The organism is Bacillus pacificus (assembly GCF_020861345.1).
Classification (GTDB): Bacteria; Bacillota; Bacilli; order Bacillales; family Bacillaceae_G; genus Bacillus_A; species Bacillus_A pacificus.
On sequence record NZ_CP086328.1, the window covers coordinates 4,024,236 to 4,049,157 of the forward strand.

Below are 24,922 nucleotides of genomic sequence, written 5' to 3' on the forward strand. Positions count from 1 at the left end.
TTATCACTTATTCTTTTTCTACATTTATAAATGGTGCTCTCTCTTCTCAATCAAATAAAACTTCCATGCAGAACAAACTCAAGTGCTCTGCATGGAAGTTTGTATGATTAAACATTCTTTACATAGATAAAAATATAAAAAACTCTCTCCTATTTGAAACGTTATTCCTCCTGTAAGTTCTCCTTCATTCCCATAATCTTCTCCGGTCAACATAGCCACATAGTTCATACTGTTCGAGCAACAAGGACACGTTGCCTCTATAGAATCTTCTATGTATAGGGGTACTCCAACTATTCTACAAATATAATCTCTTCCCATCGCATCAAAAGCTTGGTCATTTTCATCTTCATCACAAGGGACATCATAATTCTCCATCGTTACTAATTTCATATCATATTTCGGCAAAGGAACTGGTATCTTATCAATTAATTCATACTTCCAATTAAACATCTCACTTTGAGTAATGGTATGTATAGAACGTTCCATTATATTTATTTTGAAGTTTTGCACATCTTCATATAAGGAACAATTTAAACAAGTAATTAATGGCAACTCTCTTAATTCTTCTATCTTAAGTTCCTCTAATCTAGAATCATTCAAATCAAAGGTAAATATTTGATGTGCTTGTTCATTACATTGCGGACATATAGGAACTTTCCAAGTGTCTCCACCAAAATAATGACCATATCCCTCTTCTCCGCAAATAACTCTAAACCCTAATTTATTCATACATTTGCCTCCACTTTATAAATTGTAGGTTAATTATACCTCATATGTAATCCTCTATTACTACCTGTCTCGTATAAATAGTTGTTTAATTTTCGATATAACATATAACAATAACGTCGTTTCTGAAGTGTTTAAAGCAATGTGAGAGGAATGAAAAACACCAAAAAATTAATTAAGAAAAAGCACTGCCAACATTTTCAGCACTGCTTTTCTATTAAACATATCATAATAATAAGCATCTATTTTCTTTTATTCATGAGTACTTTAGGTTCATATATTTACTTTAATTTCAAGATACGCTCTATTTCCTCCACACTCAACTTACTTGCTTTTGCAATAGTTTCAAGCGATACACCAATTTCATACATCCCTCGAATCATCTGCATCTTACCTTGTTCAATGCCTTTTTCCATGCCCTCTTGTTCTGCATGAGCTAACTTAGCTTGTTCATCTAAAAGTAATTTCTCTCGAGCTTCATATGCTGTTCGGAAAGAAGAATCATGACTCATATTTTCCCATTTATTTATTGCCTTTTGTAAAATTGGATCTTGATTCATCGCAATCTCCTCCAATGTTTGAGTTAAACGTTCATCTTCATGTGCTGGTAATAATAACATCCAACGAACAAATGTATTTTCCCACGGGTTTACTTTTTCTTCACGCCATTGTTTTACCAATTTTGGTATTTCTACAAAATGAATTTCAATGTCGTCACTTAAGAGTTGCTGCATTTTAGTATTCCATAATTGTCCGATAGTATGAAATGCATCATCCTGAGAAAATAAAATAAAATCTAATAAGTTAATAGTAATGGTTTTTCGAAGTGAACGATATGGCATTCCTTCTTGCATCTGAGATGTATAAAGTTTACTCCAGTAATATAAAGATCGCTTTACCATATCATGTGTATTCCTAAGCTGAATTTCGATATTCACTTGCGTTCCATTACCTAGCGTTGCTAATAAGTCTAAAATTGATAGCTTATCATCTTCATAAGATTTATGGAGATGTGGATCGTCTAGTTGTAACGATGTAATAGGTGCATCTAAAGATTCCTCTAAAATTGCATTTAAGAAACCTGCTAAAATTTCCTCATTTCCTTTCGTTCCAAATAACTGTTTAAAAGCAAAATCAATCCGTAAATTTACTAATTTAGTGGACATGGATTTTCTCTCCCTGTCTATATCATTTCTTATCCTTATTGTACATAAAAAAAGATAGAACATGCAAACAGACTCTTATGTTATCAGCTTGCCTAAACCTATAAAAACTTGTGATTCCAATGTGTAAGATTTACTTGTTCCGTTTGGCAGTGCTTCATTTAATAATTGGTTAATCGGGTCATAGACAAAGTTTGTCTCTGTTACTTTTCCGCCTCAGCTATCTGTTGCGCTTGTGACACGGTCTGCCTTGTCATATGTTTTTGTACGTTCTACGCCATTTGTGGTTATTATTAATTCAGTTCATATTTTCACAATAAAAAAGACTACCTAAAATTTAATTTAGAATAGTCCTTCTTTATTATTACTCTACAACCTGTGTTTCCCATCCGTCATAACTATCACATGTTCCACTATATAGAATCGCTAACTCAGCCATTTGCTTTGTTTCTTCCCAAACATTTTCTTTTGTTGGTATACAATTTTTCCCCACTATAAATACATAGAAACTTAATCCGTCTTCTGATACTTGTTCAGATGGTTCATAAATATCATAGCCTTTTTCATGTAGTACATCTGCAATTTTCTCAGCCATCTCTATTGTATCTACTAAAAAGTAATGTTCTAGATAGTGCACTTTCGTTAAATTAGATCCTGCATCCTTCAAAGCTGCTAGCGTTTCTATATCCTGATTTTCTCGTTCTTGTCTTTCATGAACTGTTTCTGCCATTTATAAATCTCTCCTCAAATTATTTTATAATACGGATAAAAATTGCTATCCTCATTTATACTCGATTACAAAATTTTTATTAGCGGATATCTCTTCTACAAACTTTTGTTTCTCTTCTAACTTGTATTCCATGCAGAAATCTACTAAATGAGAAGTAGACCAAGTCACATTTCGAACTGGATTTCTCCTAGTGTTTTCGGTTATTTCTCCCATTATTTCCATTTCAAAAATAACCTTAAGAGTATAATCGTCAAATACCATTCCATTAAGCATCAAAGCTGTTAAAATGTTAGCATTATCGATATCCTCTTTAGTAGGCACTGTTTTCAAATGCCAATCAAATATAACACATAAAGGAAACACGTCTTCCATCAATTCAACAATTTGTCCGAAAAAATATGTTTCATTTGGTAAAGGGATAGAAAATACATCCCCAACTTTCCATTTTTGTTTTTTAGGTCGTTTCCAAGATCCTATGAACTGCTCATACTCTCTTTGATTCGTAAATGTAAATTCTTCGTCTATAAGTTCATTCACTAAAATCGCAACTTGTAACATTGTCTTTCCATTTGTTGAATATATCTCTACACAATCGCTCTCTGAATCAAAACGGACTTTACCTTTTATTCCCGCTTCTTTAACTTGATTTCGTATAAAAACCATTGCATCATAATTTGTCTCTAAATCTAAAAGCCCGGCTAAATCCTCAAAAATGATATATTCTTTTGAACTAAAATCCGGTATAAACATACGAAATCTCCCGACCTGTAACGTATAATTTAATTTATTAAATAATACTGATTCCATTTATTCTCTCCTATAACACACTAACTATTTTTCATTGAAATCATTTTCTTCTAGTAATAAAATCCTCTCATTGATTCTACACATAAAGGTTGTAAAAAATGCACCCAAAAATTCAGGTGCATTTTCATTCTCAATGTAGAAACTTCATGTTTTGCGGCTTCATTCTAATCCATAATACGTTCTTCCGCATAACAAACAAATACTTGCTTTTCCGAACGTAAAGATACTAAATAATACTCATCTTCAAAATGCCCTACTATATACCCCATTTCCCCCGCCAGTTCAATTGTTTCTTTATTGAAATATACTCTTGTCCGATCAAAATTTATATGTTTTATGATACTCTCTAACTCATTATCGTTTACTTCTTTTTCAGAGAAAAGGAACATGAGGCTCCCTTCCATACATACAGGAGAAATCACATCGAAAATATCAGTTGCAGGATCATACTGGTTTATTAAAATTGTGCTCTTCACAATCGACTTTTTCCAGTTTAACTCTTTTAATTCTTTTTCCCAAATGTAATTTTGCACCTTTGTTAATTCCTCTTGAACCCCTTCACAATTCACTAAAATATATAAATGAAATTTCGACATCATTGTTTTCATAAATTGTTCCATGCTTGTATCAACATCAACTATATATCTATTAATTTTTGATAACAAATTCAAGATTTTATCATTTTCAAAATTATCATGTTCATCCAACACTAGAAAATATTCGTTTTTTTCCGTTGCAGGTTTGTGTATTTCAATATATTTGTCCATATTTTCTCCTTAAACACAATTTTTTTATTTATTCCGTCTTGGATCCCAATTACTGCGGTAGAAAATATGTTTATTTACAACTACAGTTCCTTTCACTTTAACGTATACATTAAAATGTGGTTTAACAGTTCTGCCATCTGCAAATTTATGCCCCCATTTATCTTGAGCAACTCTTACACCAGATCCTCCCTTATTAGCAAAACTTCTGGTTTCCCAAGTAGGGCGAACCTGTCGACTTTGTTGTCCATATGGATGTCTTGATCCTGGGTTATAATAATACTGTTTTTTCGATTTGTAATTATTATAATTATTTTTCCCCCATCCTGCAGTCCTAATCGCTAACCTGAAGGCAGTATTACGAGCCTGTTGTTTAGCATTAGCCTCTATTCGACTTACTGATTTATAAGCTTTATATCCATAATAGGCCGCACCAGCTCCTGCGGCAGCTACACCTAACCAAAGTAAAGGTGCAGCTGCCACTGCAAAAATAGGGATTTTCCCATCAGGATCTATTTTTAATACTGGATTGTTATCTACATAAGTATACCCATTCATCGTAACCGGATCATCCTCATCACCCGGATCAGGATCCACTGATAAGAACACACCATGTTCTGGATTATAGTATCTCGCAATCAAGTAATACATACCAATTTCTTTATCATACATGTATCCCGCATATCCAAATGGATTATCTGCTGCGATACCTTTCGTATCACTCTTTACTACGTTACCCCACGAATCATATTCATACGTTGCTACAACTTCTCTATTTTGATCTGTCATCGCAACAACATCACCACGGGGGTTGTAGTGATAGTATAACGTTTGTCCTTTTGATTTCATCGCTAGGCGCGTGCCACTTGTTGAGTATACATATTGACGCAGTACAGTTCCACTACCATCTGTTTCATATAACGGGTTAATACTATCTCCATCATAGAAATAACGTGTTACTTGACCACTTACATTCTTTTCAATACGACGATTGTTTTCATCGTATTTATAAGTTGCGAATGCATTGCTTTCACCTTGTTTTGTGATCGCTACAATTTGATCGTTTTCATTCCATGTATACTTATACTTTCCGTCTGATGTACGATTGCCATTCGCATCATACGTTAACGATTCATTTCCGAATTTTACAAGCTGATTTCCTTCGTTAAATGTTGCTGCTATAGATTTTGTTTCTTTTCCATTCTCTACAACTTTCACACTCGTACGGTTTCCAAATCCATCATATGTGTAAGATTTAGTTGTTCCGTTTGGTAATGCTTCATTTAATAATTGGTTAATCGGGTCATATACAAAGTTTGTCTCTGTTACTTTTCCGCCCGCACCTTCATGTTTAATCTTCGTACGGTTACCCGCTTGGTCATATTCATATCGTTCAGAAAGTAGAATACTGTTTGATGTACCGACTACTAAATCTTTAATTTTGTTCGCGTGGTCATAGTTAAACGTCGAACCTGAACCATTTCCAGCTGTATACGTACGAACATTTCCTTGATCGTCATAATCAAAGCGATACGTTTGAGAACCGTCTGTTACACGAATGTTTTGATCTAACGTGTTGTAGTCATACGATACTTTATTTGTATATCCGCCTTGTGTTACTGTTTGTTCTTTTAGTTTTTCTGTCTTACTGTTTGCTTTGTCGTGATATGCCCAATCAACTTTTCCGCCTCGGCTATCTGTTGCGCTTGTGACACGGTCTGCCTTGTCGTATGTTTTTGTACGTTCTACGCCATTGACATGGTCTTTGACTTTCGGAACTTGTCCATTTTGATCACGTTCAAATGTAAATGAATCTTTTCCATTTCGCTTTTCACCAATGACGCGATCTGCAGTATCATATACAGATTCTAAGATAGAACCGTTTGGCATTTTCGTTTTAATCTTGTTTGCATTTTCATCGTACATATTTTCAATACGACGGTTCAACGCATCGATATACACTGTATTTTTATTATCTACATCATATTCATATTTGTGTGTTTGTGTTTTCCCACCAAACATAACAGATTTCTCTGTTGTGTTTCCATTATGATCATAACGATAATTTACAGAGGTACCATTTTTTAATGTAACCTTCGTTAATAGATTATCTTTGTTGTAATCATATAGTTTTGTATTTCCTTTTTCATCGGTTTCGCTCTTTTTATTTCCTGATGCATCGTATGTGAATGTATTCTTCTGTCCTTCTTCATCATACGTCGCAACAACATTGCCATCGTTGTCGTACTCGTTTTTAATAAGAGCGTTCCCTTCTAGTAAACGAATATTATCAAACCAAACATTTCCTTTATTATTGTTTCTAAAGAGAAAAGACCCCTGCTAAATCTTCAAAAACAATATATTCTTTTGATCTAAAATCCGGTATAAGCATAAGAATTTTCCCGATTTGTAAAGTATAATTTAATTCATTAAATTATATTGATTCTCTCCTATAACACTCTAACTGTTCTTCATTGAAATCATTTTCAAAATTATCATGTTCATCCAACACTAAAAAGTATCCGTTCTTTTCCGTTGCAGGTTTGTGTATTTCGATGTATGTGTCCATGGTTTCTCCTTCTAACTCGTTCGTATGGCTGATTACTGTTATCCCACTTATTTTCAAGCTCCTTTTAAGGAAAAAACGATATATTCACGTTGTACAATGTATTCCCCCAAAAATACCCCATTTAAAAATTAGATGCATACTGTTTTATAAAGATCTTATTTCAATTATATATAATTGAATACTATCGTAAACTGTGATGTACATTCAGCCGTATAGAGCACTTCTAAAGAATATCCTAATTTATAACATATAAAAAAGGAAGAGCTTAAAAGTTTGCAGTGCTCCCTGTCTACTTGACAGGGGACACTGCATTTCAGCTCTTCTTTCTTTTTAAATTCTTATATTATCATCAATAATTATTTTCTCCTTAACCTCTCAAGTACTTACACACTAAGTTATAATCCAAAATAACTATATACATCATAAAAGATCGAATATAATATAGCTACTCCTACACCGATTGAAAATATCTTAAACAAATAAAAACTGAAAGACAGTACGATTGGGAATGGTGTTAATAAAGAAAATAACAGTGAGTTAACACGCTGCTTTTTAAAAGTTTCTTTATCTATTATAATTCCAAAAATTATAATTCCACAGGCTATAAAAAAACATAGTACCATAAAAAAAATGTCTTCCATATATCTCTCCTACTTTATTATTTTTTAAAGGACCTTATCCATTAAGTGAAAAATATATTTTCACTTAATGGATATTATTCATAAACATTCATCTTACTCATAATAATAAAATAACTTCTAACTAATATACTAACCTCAATTTTCTATTAAAAACTATCTTCACCTTTTTTTAGCAGCCTTTTTATTACTTTTTGTATTTTTCTTCTTACTACTTACATTTTTAGTAGAACGATTATCACGATATGCAGTAGCAAAGGTTAATCCTAAATAACCTTTACTTCCAGTCATAGAATATGCTACATCTCGAGCCATACCTTTTCCACTATAACCACTTTGTCCTTTTCTTTGTACACCACTTCCAGCATTCGCTACAGCATACCCAGGTACTGCTGTATGAGTACTAACAAATAAACGAGCTCCTTTGCCTAAATTCCTAGCAACATGACCTCCTGATCCTCCTATAATACCACCGGCTACCCCCCAAAGGAAATCCTTACCCAGTCTTTTATAATTCATTCCTTTTAAAGTTTTATGTTTTGCATAATGCCCTATTACATAACTGCCCACATTAGCAATTCCACCAACAGCTCCAGAAGCTATCCACCATGCAAGATGCCCATCCGGATCCACCTTCATCACCGGATTATTATCACCATACGTATACCCATTCATTGTAACCGGATCATCCTCATCACCTGGATCTGGATCCACCGATAAGAACACACCATGATTTGGGTTATAATAACGCGCAATCAGATAATACATACCAATCTCTTTATCATACATATATCCCGCATATCCAAATGGATTGTCTGCTGCGATACCTTTTGTATCACTCTTTAATACATTACCCCACGAATCATATTCATACGTTGCTACAACTTCTCTATTTTGATCTGCCATCGCAATGACATCACCACGAGGGTTATAGTGGTAGTATAATGTTTGTCCTTTTGATTTCATTGCTAGACGCACGCCAGTTGTAGAGTATACATATTGACGAAGAACATTTCCACTACCATCCGTCTCGTACAACGGATTAATGCTGTCTCCATCATAGAAATAACGTGTTACTTGACCATTTACACTCTTTTCAATACGACGATTATCCTCGTCATATTTATAAGTCGCAAATGCATTGCTCTCACCTTGTTTTGTAATAGCTACAATTTGGTCATCTTCGTTCCATTCTGATGAAAAACTAAGAAGTACAATCCAAGCCGCTACAAATAAAAGTGAATCTTTTAATGGGTTTGCAAAGTGGTTATTCTTTGGCGGTGAAAGAATTATCGCAGAAAATAATCGAGAGCGTCAAAGAAAAGTTATAAAGTACAATCATCTAGTAACAAATTGCTTAATTTTTTATAATATCTTTCAACTCACACAAATTCTTCATGAATATATACAAGAGGGAAATACAGTTGATGAGGACGTCTTATCTGATTTAAGTCCGTATTTAACATTTCATGTGAACTGATTTGGAAAATATAGATTAGATTCAAATCGACGTCCACTAGATATTGAGTTTGATATACCTGTATCACTTACTAAAACTGAAGAGGCAAGCTAATCAAAAACAAGAGAAATGAGTGTGTGAAAACCTCACTTCTCTTACTTTATATTTGTGAGTAGCTCCAAAAAGAAGGAATGGCTGCCGTACCCCAATAGACTTTACTTTTCTTTTTCAAAAATACCAGCCAAGATAAAACTAATCCCCAGAAAAATTACAATTATCACGTTAATTTTGTAACCCAAGAACGACATATATGAGGTAAAACTTACTAGAATTGTATATATGAGACTTACTACTAACACCATTGTAGCTCGATAGTTTTTCCTTTTTAACATAATCACCAATAATGCTACAATAAAAACAACATTATATATACCAATCATTGTATGTGTCGTCTCCATTTTACTAATCTATCTCCTTCTTTTCTTAGAATTAGTTTTTTTCGGCTTATAATCTTTATATCCTTTTTTATACCCCTTATAATATCCATCTACAAAAACCGCCGCGTCCGGAATCAGCCCTATCCCTCCAACAGCTTTACTACCAGTGAATAACGCTCCTTTAGCCGCTGATTTCACTGCATTTTTTAGTATTTGCTGCTTTTGAACGCGCTGTCCCGGCGATAAATTTGCGATTTGTTTTTTCGAGCTACTTCTAGATGATTTCCATCCATAAGTTGCACCAACACCAAAGGTTAGCACCTTATTCATTATATTTCCAAATCCAGAAATTCCTTCATAACTACTTTTCACAGCACTCAATCCAGACTTAACTCCCTTAAAATGTGCATATCGTGTCTTGTTATTATAATATGGCATAGGTGTCGTACCCCAAGGACGATATGCCCAATGTCCATCCGGATCCACATTCATCACCGGATTATTATCACCATACGTATACCCATTCTGCGTCACTGGATCGTCTTCATCACCTGGATCAGGATCCACCGATAAGAACACACCATGTTCTGGATTATAGTATCTCGCAATCAGGTAATACATACCAATTTCTTTATCATACATGTATCCTGCATATCCAAACGGATTATCTGCTGCGATACCTTTTGCGTCACTCTTTAATACATTACCCCACGAATCATATTCATACGTTGCTACAACTTCTCTATTTTGATCTGTCATTGCGACTACATCACCGCGTGGGTTGTAGTGATAGTATAATGTTTGTCCTTGCGATTTCATAGCCATACGTAAACCATTTACGGAATACACATATTGGCGAAGTACCTTTCCACTACCATCCGTCTCATATAACGGATTAATGCTGTCTCCATCATAGAAATAACGTGTTACTTGACCATTCACATTCTTTTCAATACGACGATTATCCTCGTCATACTTATAGGTCGCGAATGGAGTAGTTGCCCCTTGTTTTGTAATCGATACAAGTTGATCGTCTTCGTTCCATGTATACTTATACTTCCCATCTGATGTACGATTTCCATTTGCATCATACGTTAACGATTCATTTCCGAATTTGACAAGCTGATTCCCATCATTGAATGTTGCCGCTATAGATTTTGTTTCTTTTCCATTCTCTACAACTTTCACACTCGTACGGTTTCCAAATCCGTCATATGTGTATGATTTAGTTGTTCCATTTGGTAATGCTTCATTTAATAATTGGTTAATCGGGTCATAGACAAAGTTTGTCTCTGTTACTTTTCCGCCCGCACCTTCATGTTTAATCTTCGTACGGTTACCCGATTGGTCATAGTTAAAAGTAGAACCTGAACCATTTCCAGCTGTATACGTACGAACATTTCCTTGATCATCATAATCAAATCGATACGTTTGAGAACCGTCTGTTACACGAATGTTTTGATCTAACGTGTTGTAGTCATACGATACTTTATTTGTGTATCCGCCTTGCGTTACTGTTTGTTCTTTTAGCTTTTCTGTCTTACTGTTTGCTTTATCGTGATATGCCCAGTCAACTTTTCCGCCTCGGCTATCTGTTGCGCTTGTAGCGCGGTCTGCCTTGTCGTATGTTTTTGTACGTTCTACGCCATTTGTGGTTATTATTAATTCAGTTCATATTTTCACAATAAAAAAGACTACCTAAAATTTAATTTAGAATAGTCCTTCTTTATTATTACTCTACAACCTGTGTTTCCCATCCGTCATAACTATCACATGTTCCACTATATAGAATCGCTAACTCAGCCATTTGCTTTGTTTCTTCCCAAACATTTTCTTTTGTTGGTATACAATTTTTCCCCACTATAAATACATAGAAACTTAATCCGTCTTCTGATACTTGTTCAGATGGTTCATAAATATCATAGCCTTTTTCATGTAGTACATCTGCAATTTTCTCAGCCATCTCTATTGTATCTACTAAAAAGTAATGTTCTAGATAGTGCACTTTCGTTAAATTAGATCCTGCATCCTTCAAAGCTGCTAGCGTTTCTATATCCTGATTTTCTCGTTTTTGTCTTTCATGAATTGTTCCCAAAATCTATAACCTTCCCGTGGATCACTTTGTAATATGGACAAAAGCTACTATCCTCAGTTCCAAAGTTTCTATTATTATTTAAAATATTTTTATCAAACCGTAGATAAACGATTTGGATCACAGAAAGTTTCTGTGTCAATCTCTTTTTCCAGCCAAAGGTCAAAGAGCACACTAATATCTCCATCTCCCTGTTCCATCATATACTCTTTCTCTGCTTGATGAATAGGTAATAACCAAAATAAATCAAGCTCCTTTTCTTCAAAAAACTCCATTAGCTCTGGAGACTCTCCTGCCTCAATAACTGCCGGGCTTACTAAAAGCACATTCATTGAAAAATCAGATTCAGCATCCGCATTAGAAATTGTATCCCCATAATCAAACGAGGTTTCATCTATAAATGGATAATGTGCTAATCCAGCAAGTAAATCAATTATTTCATCATTTTGGTTTGCATTTAACCAAATTAATTCGCCTTTAGCACCATTAGTCATATATTCAGCTGACATCCCTAATGTTACATATGTCCATACTGGTCTATCTTCATTTTTCGGGAATTCTAAAACGTATAGCATTCCTTTTTTCAAAGTGTAATTATCTAATTCTACTCTTTTAGCTCCTCTTTCACCCCATGTATATTCAAGAATCTGACTAGGCTCTCCAAAATGTTCATAGTACTTTTTCTGAATTTCACTTAATTTATTTTTTCGAAAAAAATTCATTTATGCTCTACAACTCCCTTTCTAATAGCTTTTATCTTATTTTACATCGTAGAAGTTATTATGAGTATTACAACTACTTTATATACTCATAATAACTCAGCTTATCACTTTTCTACTCTTCAATTCAAATCAAGAAAAAATCGAAATTATCTCTATTTCCTTTTTCTGTTAATGAATTTTTTATCATATTTTTTCAAAAACTTTTTAACCGGTAAATCCCTCTTTTTACTATTGCAACTCCTACAAGCAGGTGCCAAATTTATAGTTCTATTATATAGATTTATAACTTTTTCCCTTGTATTCACCTTACTATTTTTAGAAAATGTTTCTTTCAGTCTTTTCCATGGTACAATATGATCAATTGAAGTCGCCTTTTTACCACAATAAACACATTGATTTCCCCATTTCTGTTCTACAGCTTTTTTCGTGCCTGTCCTAAATCCAGGACGATTCCACATACTCGCCCCAAGTTTTTTAGCGATTTTTAACGGCTTAACATAATTCGAAGCAACTGCCCATCCGACTTGCTTCCAGTTTCCACCTGCTTTATATGCTTTATACCCATCATATGCTGCAAATCCAGCGTTGACTGCAATCCATACCCAATGTCCATCTGGATCTACATTCATCACAGGATTATTATCACCATACGTATATCCATTCATGGTAATCGGATCATCTTCATCACCTGGATCAGGATCAACCGACAAGAACACACCATGCTCCGGATTATAGTATCTCGCAATCAAGTAATACATACCAATTTCTTTATCATACATGTATCCTGCATATCCAAACGGATTATCTGCTGCGATACCTTTTGCGTCACTCTTTAATACATTACCCCACGAATCATATTCATACGTTGCTACAACTTCTCTATTTTGATCTGTCATTGCGACTACATCACCGCGTGGGTTGTAGTGATAGTATAATGTTTGTCCTTGCGATTTCATAGCCATACGTAAACCATTTACGGAATACACATATTGGCGAAGTACCTTTCCACTACCATCCGTCTCATATAACGGATTAATGCTGTCTCCATCATAGAAATAACGTGTTACTTGACCATTCACATTCTTTTCAATACGACGATTATCCTCGTCATACTTATAAGTTGCGAATGCATTGCTCTCACCTTGTTTTGTGATAGCTATAATTTGGTCGTCTTCATTCCATGTATACTTGTACTTTCCGTCTGATGTACGATTGCCATTCGCATCATACGTTAACGATTCATTTCCGAATTTTACAAGCTGATTTCCTTCGTTAAATGTTGCTGCTATAGATTTTGTTTCTTTTCCATTCTCTACAACTTTCACACTTGTACGGTTTCCAAATCCGTCATATGTGTATGATTTAGTTGTTCCGTTTGGTAATGCTTCATTTAATAATTGGTTAATCGGGTCATATACAAAGTTTGTCTCTGTTACTTTCCCGCCCGCACCTTCATGTTTAATCTTCGTACGGTTGCCTGCTTGGTCATATTCATATCGTTCAGAAAGTAGAATACTATTTGACGTACCTACTACTAAATCTTTAATTTTGTTCGCGTGGTCATAGTTAAACGTCGAACCTGAACCATTTCCAGCTGTATACGTACGAACATTTCCTTGATCATCGTAATCAAAGCGATACGTTTGAGAACCGTCTGTCACACGAATGTTTTGATCTAGCGTGTTGTAGTCATACGATACTTTATTTGTGTATCCGCCTTGCGTTACTGTTTGTTCTTTTAATTTTTCTGTCTTACTGTTTGCTTTGTCGTGATATGCCCAGTCAATTTTTCCACCTCGGCTATCTGTTGCACTTGTGACACGGTCTGCCTTATCATATGTTTTCGTGCGTTCTACACCGTTGACGTGGTCTTTTACTTTCGTAACTTGTCCATTCGGATCACGTTCGAATGTAAATGAATCTTTTCCGTTGCGTTTTTCACCAACGACGCGATCTGCAGTGTCATATACAGATTCTAAAATCGAACCATTTGGCATTTTTGTTTTAATCTTGTTTGCATTTTCATCATACGTATTTTCAATACGACGGTTTAATGCATCGATATACACTGTATTTTTATTATCTACATCATATTCATATTTGTGTGTTTGTGTTTTCCCACCAAACATGACAGATTTCTCTGTTGTGTTTCCATTATGATCATAACGATAATTTACAGAAGTACCATTTTTTAACGTAACCTTTGTTAATAGATTATCTTTGTTGTAATCATATAGTTTTGTATTTCCTTTTTCATCTGTTTCGCTCTTTTTATTTCCTGATGCATCGTATGTGAATGTATTCTTCTGCCCTTCTTCATCATACGCAGCAACAACATTGCCATCGTTGTCATACTCGTTTTTAATAAGAGCATTTCCTTCTAGTAAACGAATATTATCAAACCAAACTTTTCCTTTATTCTCTCTTCTAAATAGAAGATAGACTTCCATACGCTTAATTGGTTTCGTAGCAGGGATTACAACTGCACTACGATTCCAATCATTTGTACCACTTGGGAATTTCGCTTGATAGTTCGTGCCAGTACCATCTTGATAATACACATCTGCCCAAATAGAGTAATCTCTTGAGAGCTTATCTGGTGCGGTATTTTCTACATTTTGAGATTTAGACATTCCTGTTAGCGTAATTGCTTCTGCTTTTTTCTGGTTTAAATGTATATGCTTAGCATATCCTACATCTGAACCGCCATATTGGCTACGTTCTAATACAATAGATGAATGTCCCGTAAAGCTCTCTTGCTGAGAAACATCTTTTGGATCACAGCTTGTTCCATCTCCTCGAATCCATCCTGGAATACAACCTTTTTCCGTCATATTCTCTACACTACTATTTTCAATTGGGTTAAAACTAGAAGAAACTTCACCTTTTTCTAGTTGAATCTTATCAAACCAGACTGAACCACTCGTAGCAGAACCGCCATTTTCTACTTGTAAATAGATTTTTACTTTTCTCGTTTGTTCTGTTGTTTTAAAAGTAACTTGACGATTAACCCAATCCCTCGTTCCTTGAACTTTATTGTGACGAGTATCATGCCATCCACCATCTACACCAGCACCGTTTTCATTTAATAACTGTACATTGAAGAAAGCAGCACCATTGGCTAAATCCGTCTTCATCATACCGCTTAACGTATACGTTGTATTTGGCTCTAATGTTACTTCTTGAATTGCAGCAGTATAGCCCCAATCATTATTCGTTGCTTTCGTTGTAATCTTAAGTGATGACTCTCCTCCAAGGCCACCTGGTGCCGGTGTTGCATCTTTTGTAATAGATCCGGAATTATTCACATTTACTGGTACCCATTTTTCCGTACCATTCATTTCAAAGCTTGGATTTTGAATCAGGTTTTCTCCTGTTCCTAGCTCTCTAGTTGTTGCAATTGGATTTCCAAACTGATCATACTGCATGAAAGATGATGTATTTGCTGCTTGGTCAGTTTCAGACACTTCTGTATTCGCTGCTTTATAAGCAACTGTCGTTTCACGATTCTCATTATCTGTCGCTTTAACAATCCCATTATCTTTATTGTACTCAAACTTTTCTGTTCCCATTTCATCCGTAACAGAAGTTACATTCCCATTACCATCATAGGTCGCTGTTTCGGTTTGATTTTTAGGAGTTGTTGTTTTTACTAAATTATTTGCATTGTATTCATAAGATGTCGTTAAATTCAGACGTCCCACATCTTCAACTGTTTTCACTGGGTTTCCAGCATCGTTATACGTATAAACAGTTTTACGACCTTTAGGATTCGTTAACGTAACTTCTTTCGTATCTGTATTATATGCTAATGTCGTAGCTTTTCCTAATGGGTCCGTTACTTTTACTAATCTATTATTCTCGTATGCATATGATGTTTTATATGGTTTTGCATCTGTATGTTGCGGATCATAAATAGATGTTAGTAAACCATTATCATATCCGTATTTATATACTTTTCCTTCTGGTGTTGTAGAAGAAACAAGTAAATCTCCATCATATTTAAATGTAATCGTTTTGCTATCTGGGCCGATTACTCTTGCTGCTTTTTTATTATTCCCATCATATTGTACGACTAACTCTTTACCAGAAGCGTTCTTTACTTTTGATAAACGTGATTCCCCATCATACTCATATGTCGTCGTATTTCCGTATTTATCTTTTGTATACTGGATACGACCTTGTGCATCTCCAGATTTATAGAAAGTAACCGTTTGGTCTTTATCTTTTATTTCATATCCGCCTGATACTTGTTTAATTTCTAAATATATACCAGTAGGAGCTTGATACGCATTATCTCCCGTTCTAGTAAAAGTAATATTTGCGCCATCGGCAGAAATTAATAGTAAGTTTCCATTTCCTTCAGCCAAAATTCTTTCTTCTAATCCACTAGACCACCCTGTACCAAATAGACCTACTTTTTTACTTTGGCTATTATACGTTCTTTCTACTGATACATCCGGTCCGCGCCCAGATAACGTAATATCTTTCTCACTCATGATAAAGTTACCATTTGTAGCATTTACTTTACCATTTAGTACTGGAACTGATGCCCAGTAATCAAACATCCCTGTAAACCCAAAGTCTTGAGCAAATTTAGGTACAAACTCATGCGAAATTTCACTTTCAGCATGCCCTACTTTACTATACGCCGTTACACGGAACCAATAATTTTTAAAACCAGCATAAATTCCGCCAGAATTCTTATACACAGGTGATGGATCTACCGCTAATTCTGTTCCTTTTTTATCGTGATGAAGTAAATATTGGCCTTTTGCAATTTCATCTTTCGTTGGCCAAATTTTCTCGTTTTGTGTTGTCCAGTTAGTCTTATCTCCTACATCGAACGCTTCATAATCTTTTCCGTTATATACCCAAACTTTATAGCCGGATGCCGCTGGGACCGCATCCCACTTTAATGTGACATATCCCGTTTCCTTATCTGTCGCATTAATATAAGCTGAACCATCTGGCTTTTTCACTTGCTCTAACGGAATAAATGGAACGATTCCATCCGAAAGCGGACTTTCACCAAATGGATACTCTGCTACAATACGAAACCAGTAGCTACTTCTTCCACTATAATCTCCGTACGGACCGCCTGCTTGATAAGCATTTTTATATATTTGTCCTGGGTTAGTAGGTGCTTCTGCCCCTTTTCCGTCATCATGTATCCAGTATCGTCCTTGTGCAATCTCTTCTGGCGTCGGGAATATTTTTTTATCTTTCGTCGTCCAGCTTGTCACATTCCCAACTGAAATATATTCATAGTCATATCCGTTAAAAATAGCTACTTTATACTCGGTTGCCCCTGGGACCGGATCCCATTGTAGATTGAAGTGACCTGAACCACTCCCGCTCCCATTTGAGTAAGCTTGTACTCTCGGTGTATTTGGTTTTGCGTAAGAATATTTTACTTCTAAGTACGGTGCATTTTCTCCATTTTCAGCTGCAATAAACTTTTTCCAATGGCTTTGCCCGTTTCCATTTGCATGTAGTTTAAAACCGTTGTTTGGTCTCGCGCCATCTACCCATGCTTTCACTGTATTCGTTACATTGAACTGGGCCCATTTTCCGCGTCCGACATCAGTTTGTGCAATGTTATTAGAACCTGGTTTATTATTCCAGTTCACACCACCAACATTCCATCCACCTGTTACTTCATCTAACCAAACACCATTCGGTTGATTTCCATAATAATGCCAAACTGCATAGGCATGGAATGTTGCACCTTCAATCTTTGCACCTTTTAAATCTGAAACATTCGGTTTAATAAATGCAAAGTTTGTTCCAGATGAGCCATCATAATACCCAACTTTTAACGTGTAAGCATTTTGACCTGAATCCCACAGTTTTCCTCCTGAATAATTGACAGTTGGATAGGCACTTGCAGCGTATGCATTTTCAAAGTTACCTAGTTCAACAGAAGGATCTACATATACTGGATATTTTCGCTCTGGTGCCTGTAACCACTGCGGGTCTGCAGTAACAGTTAATGTATATGTTTTTTCATCTGTTTTCTCAATAGTGTAACGAACCGCATCTGACGTTACAGCCTCACCTGATTGTTGATCCACATTTGAATCATTCATATACGGTTTCGGTAATGTGAATACTTTTTCTTTTTTCTCATTTTGGAAGTCGATTGAACCATCTTCCTGTAAGCTCGGTGTTAAATCTGTTTCTAATGCAAACGTAAAAATATGATGTCCTGTATATTCACGTAAGACAAAATCTTCTTTTACATTTTCGTTAAACGTCGTGCTCTTTAAATCAACATTTGGGAAGATCCCTTTATACCATACTGTATTATTTTCATGTGTTGCGGTTACTGGTGATGGCTTCACTTCACCTTTTTCACCATTTGCACTCATTAATTTGTACTGAATGGTATGATCCTTTACTTTAAATTGAACGTACTTTCCATCTTGTGTTGTTTTCTCGAACTCTGGTTCTAATGTTGTATTTTCCGTTACAATCTTTGCGTTAGGTGCTTCTACTAATTTCGGTGAAACCTCTTCTAACTTTCCATCCTTCTCAACATGAATTGGTTCGGTATATATCTTTTTCGTATACGTACCATCATTATTATCGAAAACTTTCTCTGTTTCCGTTCTTTCTTCTACAATCTCAGTCGGACTCGCCTGGGCTTTAGTCTTATCCTTCTTTAATTGATCTGGATGTGGATCTGGTAATTCCTTTTCTTCTTTCTTTTCCACTTCCGGACTTTGTTCTGAATTTGGAGATGGTGTAAACGGTGGTGCCGTTTCCGCCAATCCATTGAGTGGTATGGAGGTAACAATTAATGCAACTACGATAAGTTGGATTAAATACCTATACCATTTCTTTGCTCCCATAAACTCACCTCGCTGAAATATTTTTAACATATATAATGTTACATATCACAATGTAAACAAATGAAATAGTAAAGTAAATATCGTTTTAAAGTTTTGAAGATTTTGTGCACAAAATCCGACAATTTAACAACAATTTTATAAATATTATGACAGATATCTGTTTTTATTATATAATTTAAGATTAACAATAATAGATGCGATTATTGTTTGCTAGCGACATGATATAAATATCATTCAACTAACCTTTTATTTTCACTTTCAATTTTGTTCTAATATTCAATGAAGTTAATATACTGAGCTTCATATTCCTGGTGTAAATGTGCCTCCCTTAACTGTAATACCTTTATTTATAGAAGGTAATAAGAATATATTCCTTAATAACTGTTTGAACACGCCCCCCGCGCCTTGTTATATTTCATATGTGAAAAAGTTATCACTACAAATAAAAGAGGAAGCCTCCTAAAACATATTTTAGGAGACTTCCTCTTATTAATAGATTGCTGATTTTAACTCTCTTAAATCACAAAATCCTCTGGAATAAACACCTTCACTTCTTTCGGCTGTACGTATACAACATCACCCGCTTGAATGCTTAGCTGTTTGAACTGTTCTTTACTAATTTCTGCTTCTAAATACTCATCTGTTCCGTCTCGTTTTAATTCTACATATACGACAGGTCCAACTGCGTGAGAATATGATACTTTCGCCGGGATTGCATCTACGCTTTGTTTTGTACGAGAGATAGATAAGTGATGTGGCCTTACGTAAGCTACTCCGTCTACGTTTGAAACGTGTTTATGCTCTGGTGCTTCTAGTTCCACCGATCCTACATTTAGCTTACCTTTATGGACGCGGCCGTGAAATAAATTTACATTTCCTAAAAAGTCGTACACGAACGGGCTTGCTGGGTTTTCATATACTTCTTCCGGCGTTCCCATTTGTTCAATGCGCCCTTCATTCATTACAACGATGCGATCCGCAACGTCTAGTGCTTCTTCTTGATCATGCGTTACGAATACGCTCGTAATTTGAAATTCGTCATGTAGTTTCCGAAGCCATCTTCGTAATTCTTTTCTCACCTTTGCATCAAGGGCACCGAACGGTTCATCGAGTAATAAAATTTTCGGTTCGACTGCAAGTGCTCGAGCTAGTGCGATACGCTGCCGTTGTCCACCAGATAATTGCGCTGGATAACGCTTAGCAAAGCCATCCATTTTTACAAGCTTTAATAATTCTGTTACTTTTTCTTCTATCGCTTCTGCTGAAGGTCTTAAGCTTTTCTTTCTTACTTTTAAACCGAAAGCGACATTTTCAAATACATTCATATGTTTAAAAAGCGCATAGTGTTGGAAGACGAAACCGACTTGCCGATTTTTTACGTGAATGTCTGTTAGATCTTCCCCTTCAAATGAAATAGAGCCTTCATCCGCTTCTTCTAATCCTGCAATAATTCGTAATAACGTCGTTTTTCCAGAACCTGACGGGCCTAATAAGGCGACAAGTTCACCCTTTGGGATATCCAAATGAATGTCTGTCAACGCTTGAAATGTACCATATTGTTTTGATACACCTTGAATTTGAATACTCACCGTAATCCCCCTTATTGTCGTTTTTCCATTCGCCATTCGATCCAGTTTTTTATAACAAGCGTAAATACCGCGATTAATGACATTAACGTCGCTACTGCAAACGCTGCTGAAAATTGATATTCATTGTACAAAATTTCAATATGAAGCGGCATCGTATTCGTAATGCCACGCACGTGACCTGATACAACAGAAACGGCTCCAAACTCACCGATAGCACGGGCATTACATAAAATCATGCCGTATAAAAGGCCCCATTTTATATTTGGAAGCGTAACGCGCCAAAACATTTTCCAGCCACTTGCGCCAAGTGATAAAGCTGCCTCTTCTTCACTTTTCCCTTGCGCCTGCATAATCGGAATTAATTCACGTGCAACGAACGGGAAAGTTACAAAGATTGTTGCGATAATAATGCCAGGAACAGAGAAAATAAGTTTCACTCCATGTTCGAGTAGCCATTCACCAAGAGCCCCCCTCGGTGTGAAGAGTAAAACGAACACTAATCCTGCGATAACTGGTGACACGGCAAACGGCAGTTCAATAAGAGATAATAATACCTGTTTCCCCTTAAACTGAAACTTTGTAATAAGCCACGCGGCCGCTATCCCAAATATCGTATTAAGTGGCACAACGATTAACGCAACGAGAAGCGTTAACCTAATTGCTGAAAATGCTTCTTGATCAGTGATAGCAGCAAAGTATACATCAAATCCTTTTTCAAAAGCTTTCAAAAAAATTGTTACGAGCGGGAGCAATAGAAAGAGAGATAAAAATAAAACTGTAATCGTAATTAATATACTCGGTACAAGTTTAGATTCTTTTTTAGCTGACACGCTTTTTACTATTTTCTTTTCTAATAATGTTGGCTCCACTTTCTCTCCTCCTATTCATTTTTTAATTCATGCCTTCTACTCCAGTTTTGAATCATGTTAATAAGAAGAAGGAAAAGAAGCGAAATGATAAGCATAACAGCTGCTACTGCTGTTGCTCCTGCATAATCATATTGTTCGAGTTTCGTCATAATCATAAGCGGTGCGATTTCTGTTTTCATCGGCATATTACCTGCGATGAAAATGACAGATCCGTATTCTCCTAATGCCCGTGCAAATGCGAGTGAAAAGCCAGCAAGTAAAGCTGGGAATATTTCTGGCAAAATGATTTTCACAAATATTTGGAAGCGTGACGCCCCTAAACTAGAAGCCGCCTCTTCTACTTCTTTATCAATATTTTGAAGTACCGGTTGCACCATTCGAACGACAAATGGTAAACCAATAAACGTAAGTGCAACAATAATTCCGAGCGGCGTAAAAGCTACTTTTATATGAAACATACTAAATATTTTCCCCACCCAGCCATTTTCGGCATATAGCGTTGTCAGTGTAATACCAGCTACAGCAGTCGGAAGAGCGAAAGGTAAATCTATTAATCCATCTAACAATCGTTTCCCTGGAAATGTATAACGAACGAGTACCCAAGCAATTAATAAGCCAAAAATGGCATTTACAACCGCTGCTGCAAGTGAAGTCGTTAAACTCACTTGATAAGAATGCAGCACACGCTCGCTCGTTACAACTTCAGCAAATTTCTTCCAACCTAACTGTGAAGTTTGAATAAATACGATAGAAAGTGGTATAAGTACGAATAAACTCATATATAGCATTGTAAATCCAAGAGATAATCCAAACCCCGGTAAAACACGTTTTTTCCTCATCTTCTTTCACCTCATCCCCCCTTATTTTTTATAAATTTGATCGAATACACCGCCATCATTAAAATGTTTTTCCTGCGCTTTTTTCCAACCGCCAAATAGTTCATCTACTGTAAATAATTGAACTTTTGGAAATTGAGATGCATATTTTTCTGCTACCTTTTCGTTACGAGGGCGATAGAAGTTTTTCGCTGCAATTTCTTGCCCCTTTTCTGAATACAAATATTCAAGATATCCTTCTGCCACTTTTCTCGTTCCTTTTTTATCAACTACTTTATCCACAACAGCTACTGGTGGTTCCGCTAGTATACTAATTGGAGGTGTTACAATTTCAAATTTATCTTTTCCGAGCTCTTTTTGTGATAGTAATGCTTCATTTTCCCACGCGATTAATACGTCACCAATTCCTTTTTCAACGAAAGTTGTCGTTGCTCCGCGTGCCCCTGAATCTAGCACTTCCACGTTTTTATAAATTTGACCGACAAACTCTTTCGCTTTATCTTCACTATTGTTATATTTTTTTAGCGCATATCCCCATGCCCCTAAATAGTTCCAACGTGCTCCGCCTGATGTTTTCGGATTAGGCGTAATGACAGACACACCTTTTTTCGTTAAATCATCCCAATCTTTAATTCCTTTCGGGTTTCCTTTTCGTACAAGAAATACAATTGTTGATGTGTACGGAGTGGAATTATCCGCAAGTCGCTTCTGCCAATCTTCTGCTAGTTGTTTCTTCTTGCTAATCGCATCAATATCATAAGCTAGCGCTAGCGTAACAACGTCTGCTTCTAAGCCATCAATAACAGAACGCGCCTGACTTCCAGATCCTCCGTGCGATTGTTTTACATTTACTGTTTGCCCATGCTTCTCTTTCCAGTACTTCGCAAAATCTTTATTAAAATCTTGATATAACTCACGTGTTGGATCATAGGAAACATTTAAAAGTTCGACTGTTTTTTTGTCTCCACTTCCTTCAGAATTACTAGTGGATGTTGCTGAACCACACCCTGATAAAAGTACAACTGCTGATAATAAAACACCTGTACTTTTCATAAACGCTGTCTTCCTCCACTGTTTCATCGTTAAATCCCCCTTAGTTTATACAATAGAAAAAGGCACACAATATATTCACAAACGTGAATATATTGTGTGCCTTCAGTTTATCTGATTAGCTTCTAATGTATTCGATTTCTTTTCATTTTAATTCCGTAATTCGCATGTGTCAACTTGGAATTTGTTTTTTTAATAACGAAAAGTCAGTGAGGATTTTCCCTCACTGACTTTTCGTTCACTTTATTTCTTCAACTTATCCGCCTTCGCAATAAATTGTGCTGCTTCCGCACGGCTTACCGCTTTATCTGGAGCCCAGCCATTATCTGTTCCAATTGAAATGTTTTCTTGGATTAAAATATTGGCATACTTCGCACCCCAATGATTGTTTAAGTCAGCAAATTCTTTCGGTAGTTTTATATTTTCATTTCTTTCTAATTTATATGCATTTACTAGCATAGAAGCCATTGATGCACGGTTAATTAACCCGCTCGGATTAAAGTTCCCCCTCTCATCACCTTTTACAATACCTGCTTTTTCAACAGCAGCGATATACGGCGTTGCCCAGTGATTTTGTGCATCAGGGAATGATGGCTTTGCATCTTTCTTAATTTCTAATCCTAAAACAGTTGCTAATATTTTTGCAGCGGAACTACGATCAATATTTTCAGCTGGTGCAAATGTACCGTCTGGCTTACCGTGCACTGCTTCTTTATCTACTAAATATTGAACTGATTCTTGTGCCCATGCTGGTACGTCTGAGAATTTAGATTCCTTTTTTATTGTACTTCCATCTACTTCAAATTGTACTTGGAAGTGATGATCATATTGCATTGCTAGAATCACAATATGTAATTTCATATTATATTTCTTTGAAAAGTCACCCAGCTCAAATTGAATAACTTTCGTACCGTTATTCGCTGCACTTTCCGAGATTACTTTCACATCCTGGTACGTTCCTAATTGATTCGGATTTTCTACTTTGAACTCTTTAAAATAATTACTATCTGTCGCTGTTAATGTAACAATTTTTTTATTACCTTGAATCGTTACTTTTGCATCTTTTAAATATTTTGAAGCGATTGATGCTTCATTTGTTTTATCTTTATATGCTTTAAATACAACGTCATACGTGCCATCTGTTAGTCTACTATTTGCTTTCATTTCAACCGCTGCTTCAGCTTTCGCGATTGGTGCCATAATACCGCTAAATGGAACTACTAACGTTGCTGCTATAACGAATGCATTTACATGTTTTTTCTTAACCATTATCAATATGACATCTCCCTTTATATAAATATATCCAACACAACTATCATATTGATAATGATTATCAATATCAATTAAAAATAATAATATTATTTCCTACATAAGTACGCCTTCCGCTCGTTATTAAAAAGTAAATAATGTGCCGTATGAACTTTCCTCTCTAAATAATCAATAGAATACGAGCTTGATGGATCCACTAAATCACCTATCGCTCCTGAAAGATGATCAATGACTTGCTGCAAAATCTCTAAGTTTTTCTTCTCACTTTCAGCATTCATTTCATCCATAATGTCACAAATAAGGTATTGAACTCTCCGTAAACGTAATTCCTTCTGCTCCACTTAT

Annotated in this window: 15 protein-coding genes and 4 pseudogenes; 1 reads left to right on the forward strand and 18 read right to left on the reverse strand. The window is 35.7% G+C overall.

The features are described from left to right. Positions 1-78: 78 nt before the first annotated feature. The 8 genes and pseudogenes from LMD38_RS20905 to LMD38_RS20935 all read right to left on the reverse strand — a co-directional run. Positions 79-729 (reverse strand): hypothetical protein, encoded by a 651-nt coding sequence (locus LMD38_RS20905; RefSeq protein ID WP_061183710.1) that lies wholly within the window; start codon positions 727-729, stop codon positions 79-81. Between the two features lie 278 nt (positions 730-1,007). After that, positions 1,008-1,892 (reverse strand): Rpn family recombination-promoting nuclease/putative transposase, encoded by an 885-nt coding sequence (locus tag LMD38_RS20910; protein ID WP_062822700.1) that lies wholly within the window; start codon positions 1,890-1,892, stop codon positions 1,008-1,010. A gap of 361 nt (positions 1,893-2,253) precedes the next feature. Then, positions 2,254-2,619: a ribonuclease E inhibitor RraB gene (locus LMD38_RS20915; protein WP_073530680.1), complete on the reverse strand. Its 366-nt coding sequence runs from the start codon at positions 2,617-2,619 to the stop codon at positions 2,254-2,256. Positions 2,620-2,670: 51 nt separating this feature from the next. After that, positions 2,671-3,426: an Imm26 family immunity protein gene (locus tag LMD38_RS20920; RefSeq protein ID WP_062822533.1), complete on the reverse strand. Its 756-nt coding sequence runs from the start codon at positions 3,424-3,426 to the stop codon at positions 2,671-2,673. A gap of 164 nt (positions 3,427-3,590) precedes the next feature. Then, a complete protein-coding gene (locus LMD38_RS20925) occupies positions 3,591-4,193 on the reverse strand; it encodes a hypothetical protein (RefSeq protein ID WP_062822532.1) in 603 nt (200 codons plus the stop codon). 24 nt (positions 4,194-4,217) lie between these two features. After that, positions 4,218-6,518 (reverse strand): annotated as a pseudogene (locus tag LMD38_RS20930) (RHS repeat domain-containing protein); the annotation flags it as partial. A 106-nt stretch (positions 6,519-6,624) separates the two neighbouring features. Further along, complete coding sequence (locus LMD38_RS28660; protein ID WP_262730709.1) at positions 6,625-6,759, reverse strand: hypothetical protein; 135 nt, start codon at positions 6,757-6,759, stop codon at positions 6,625-6,627. Positions 6,760-7,559: 800 nt separating this feature from the next. Then, positions 7,560-8,588: pseudogene (locus LMD38_RS20935) on the reverse strand (RHS repeat-associated core domain-containing protein); the annotation flags it as partial. Here LMD38_RS20935 and LMD38_RS20940 point away from each other — a divergent pair. Next, positions 8,587-8,970 (forward strand): annotated as a pseudogene (locus tag LMD38_RS20940) (Tn3 family transposase); the annotation flags it as partial. The pseudogenes LMD38_RS20935 and LMD38_RS20940 sit on opposite strands and share 2 nt — an antisense overlap. A 353-nt stretch (positions 8,971-9,323) precedes the next feature. Here the strand turns inward: LMD38_RS20940 and LMD38_RS20945 are convergent. The 10 genes and pseudogenes from LMD38_RS20945 to LMD38_RS20990 all read right to left on the reverse strand — a co-directional run. Then, positions 9,324-10,943, reverse strand: a pseudogene (locus LMD38_RS20945) (RHS repeat domain-containing protein); the annotation flags it as partial. Between the two features lie 82 nt (positions 10,944-11,025). Continuing rightward, positions 11,026-11,388, reverse strand: coding sequence for a ribonuclease E inhibitor RraB (locus tag LMD38_RS20950; protein WP_228919966.1), 363 nt, complete (start codon positions 11,386-11,388; stop codon positions 11,026-11,028). 92 nt (positions 11,389-11,480) lie between these two features. Continuing rightward, positions 11,481-12,107 (reverse strand): suppressor of fused domain protein, encoded by a 627-nt coding sequence (locus LMD38_RS20955; RefSeq protein WP_062822190.1) that lies wholly within the window; start codon positions 12,105-12,107, stop codon positions 11,481-11,483. A 152-nt stretch (positions 12,108-12,259) separates the two neighbouring features. Further along, positions 12,260-18,964 carry a DNRLRE domain-containing protein gene (locus LMD38_RS20960; protein ID WP_228919968.1) on the reverse strand — a complete coding sequence of 2,235 codons (6,705 nt, stop codon included), beginning with the start codon at positions 18,962-18,964 and terminating at the stop codon, positions 12,260-12,262. Positions 18,965-19,479: 515 nt separating this feature from the next. After that, positions 19,480-20,553: a sulfate/molybdate ABC transporter ATP-binding protein gene (locus tag LMD38_RS20965; protein ID WP_016716746.1), complete on the reverse strand. Its 1,074-nt coding sequence runs from the start codon at positions 20,551-20,553 to the stop codon at positions 19,480-19,482. Between the two features lie 11 nt (positions 20,554-20,564). Further along, the gene (gene cysW / locus LMD38_RS20970; protein ID WP_016716745.1) at positions 20,565-21,422 is read right to left on the reverse strand and encodes a sulfate ABC transporter permease subunit CysW; all 858 of its coding nucleotides are present in this window, start codon (positions 21,420-21,422) and stop codon (positions 20,565-20,567) included. A gap of 11 nt (positions 21,423-21,433) precedes the next feature. Further along, a complete protein-coding gene (cysT, locus tag LMD38_RS20975; protein ID WP_062821627.1) occupies positions 21,434-22,261 on the reverse strand; it encodes a sulfate ABC transporter permease subunit CysT in 828 nt (275 codons plus the stop codon). 21 nt (positions 22,262-22,282) lie between these two features. Further along, positions 22,283-23,338 carry a sulfate ABC transporter substrate-binding protein gene (locus tag LMD38_RS20980; RefSeq protein WP_016716743.1) on the reverse strand — a complete coding sequence of 352 codons (1,056 nt, stop codon included), beginning with the start codon at positions 23,336-23,338 and terminating at the stop codon, positions 22,283-22,285. Positions 23,339-23,551: 213 nt separating this feature from the next. Beyond that, on the reverse strand, positions 23,552-24,577 hold the full coding sequence (locus tag LMD38_RS20985) for an NEAT domain-containing protein (RefSeq protein ID WP_062821626.1): 1,026 nt from the start codon (positions 24,575-24,577) through the stop codon (positions 23,552-23,554). Positions 24,578-24,666: 89 nt separating this feature from the next. Beyond that, on the reverse strand, positions 24,667-24,918 hold the full coding sequence (locus LMD38_RS20990) for a hypothetical protein (RefSeq protein ID WP_000435470.1): 252 nt from the start codon (positions 24,916-24,918) through the stop codon (positions 24,667-24,669). Positions 24,919-24,922: the final 4 nt, after the last annotated feature.

What these genes read in the sequence shown, in the direction of transcription:
- LMD38_RS20915 (WP_073530680.1), bottom strand. Translation starts at nt 2,619, where the DNA reads ATGGCAGAAACAGTTCATGAAAGACAAGAACGAGAAAATCAGGATATA.
- LMD38_RS20925 (WP_062822532.1), bottom strand. Translation starts at nt 4,193, where the DNA reads ATGGACAAATATATTGAAATACACAAACCTGCAACGGAAAAAAACGAA.
- LMD38_RS20980 (WP_016716743.1), bottom strand. Translation starts at nt 23,338, where the DNA reads ATGAAACAGTGGAGGAAGACAGCGTTTATGAAAAGTACAGGTGTTTTA.
- LMD38_RS20985 (WP_062821626.1), bottom strand. Translation starts at nt 24,577, where the DNA reads ATGGTTAAGAAAAAACATGTAAATGCATTCGTTATAGCAGCAACGTTA.
- LMD38_RS20960 (WP_228919968.1), bottom strand. Translation starts at nt 18,964, where the DNA reads ATGGGAGCAAAGAAATGGTATAGGTATTTAATCCAACTTATCGTAGTT.
- LMD38_RS20910 (WP_062822700.1), bottom strand. Translation starts at nt 1,892, where the DNA reads ATGTCCACTAAATTAGTAAATTTACGGATTGATTTTGCTTTTAAACAG.
- LMD38_RS20905 (WP_061183710.1), bottom strand. Translation starts at nt 729, where the DNA reads ATGAATAAATTAGGGTTTAGAGTTATTTGCGGAGAAGAGGGATATGGT.
- LMD38_RS20955 (WP_062822190.1), bottom strand. Translation starts at nt 12,107, where the DNA reads ATGAATTTTTTTCGAAAAAATAAATTAAGTGAAATTCAGAAAAAGTAC.
- LMD38_RS20920 (WP_062822533.1), bottom strand. Translation starts at nt 3,426, where the DNA reads ATGGAATCAGTATTATTTAATAAATTAAATTATACGTTACAGGTCGGG.
- cysT (WP_062821627.1), bottom strand. Translation starts at nt 22,261, where the DNA reads ATGAGGAAAAAACGTGTTTTACCGGGGTTTGGATTATCTCTTGGATTT.
- LMD38_RS28660 (WP_262730709.1), bottom strand. Translation starts at nt 6,759, where the DNA reads ATGGACACATACATCGAAATACACAAACCTGCAACGGAAAAGAACGGA.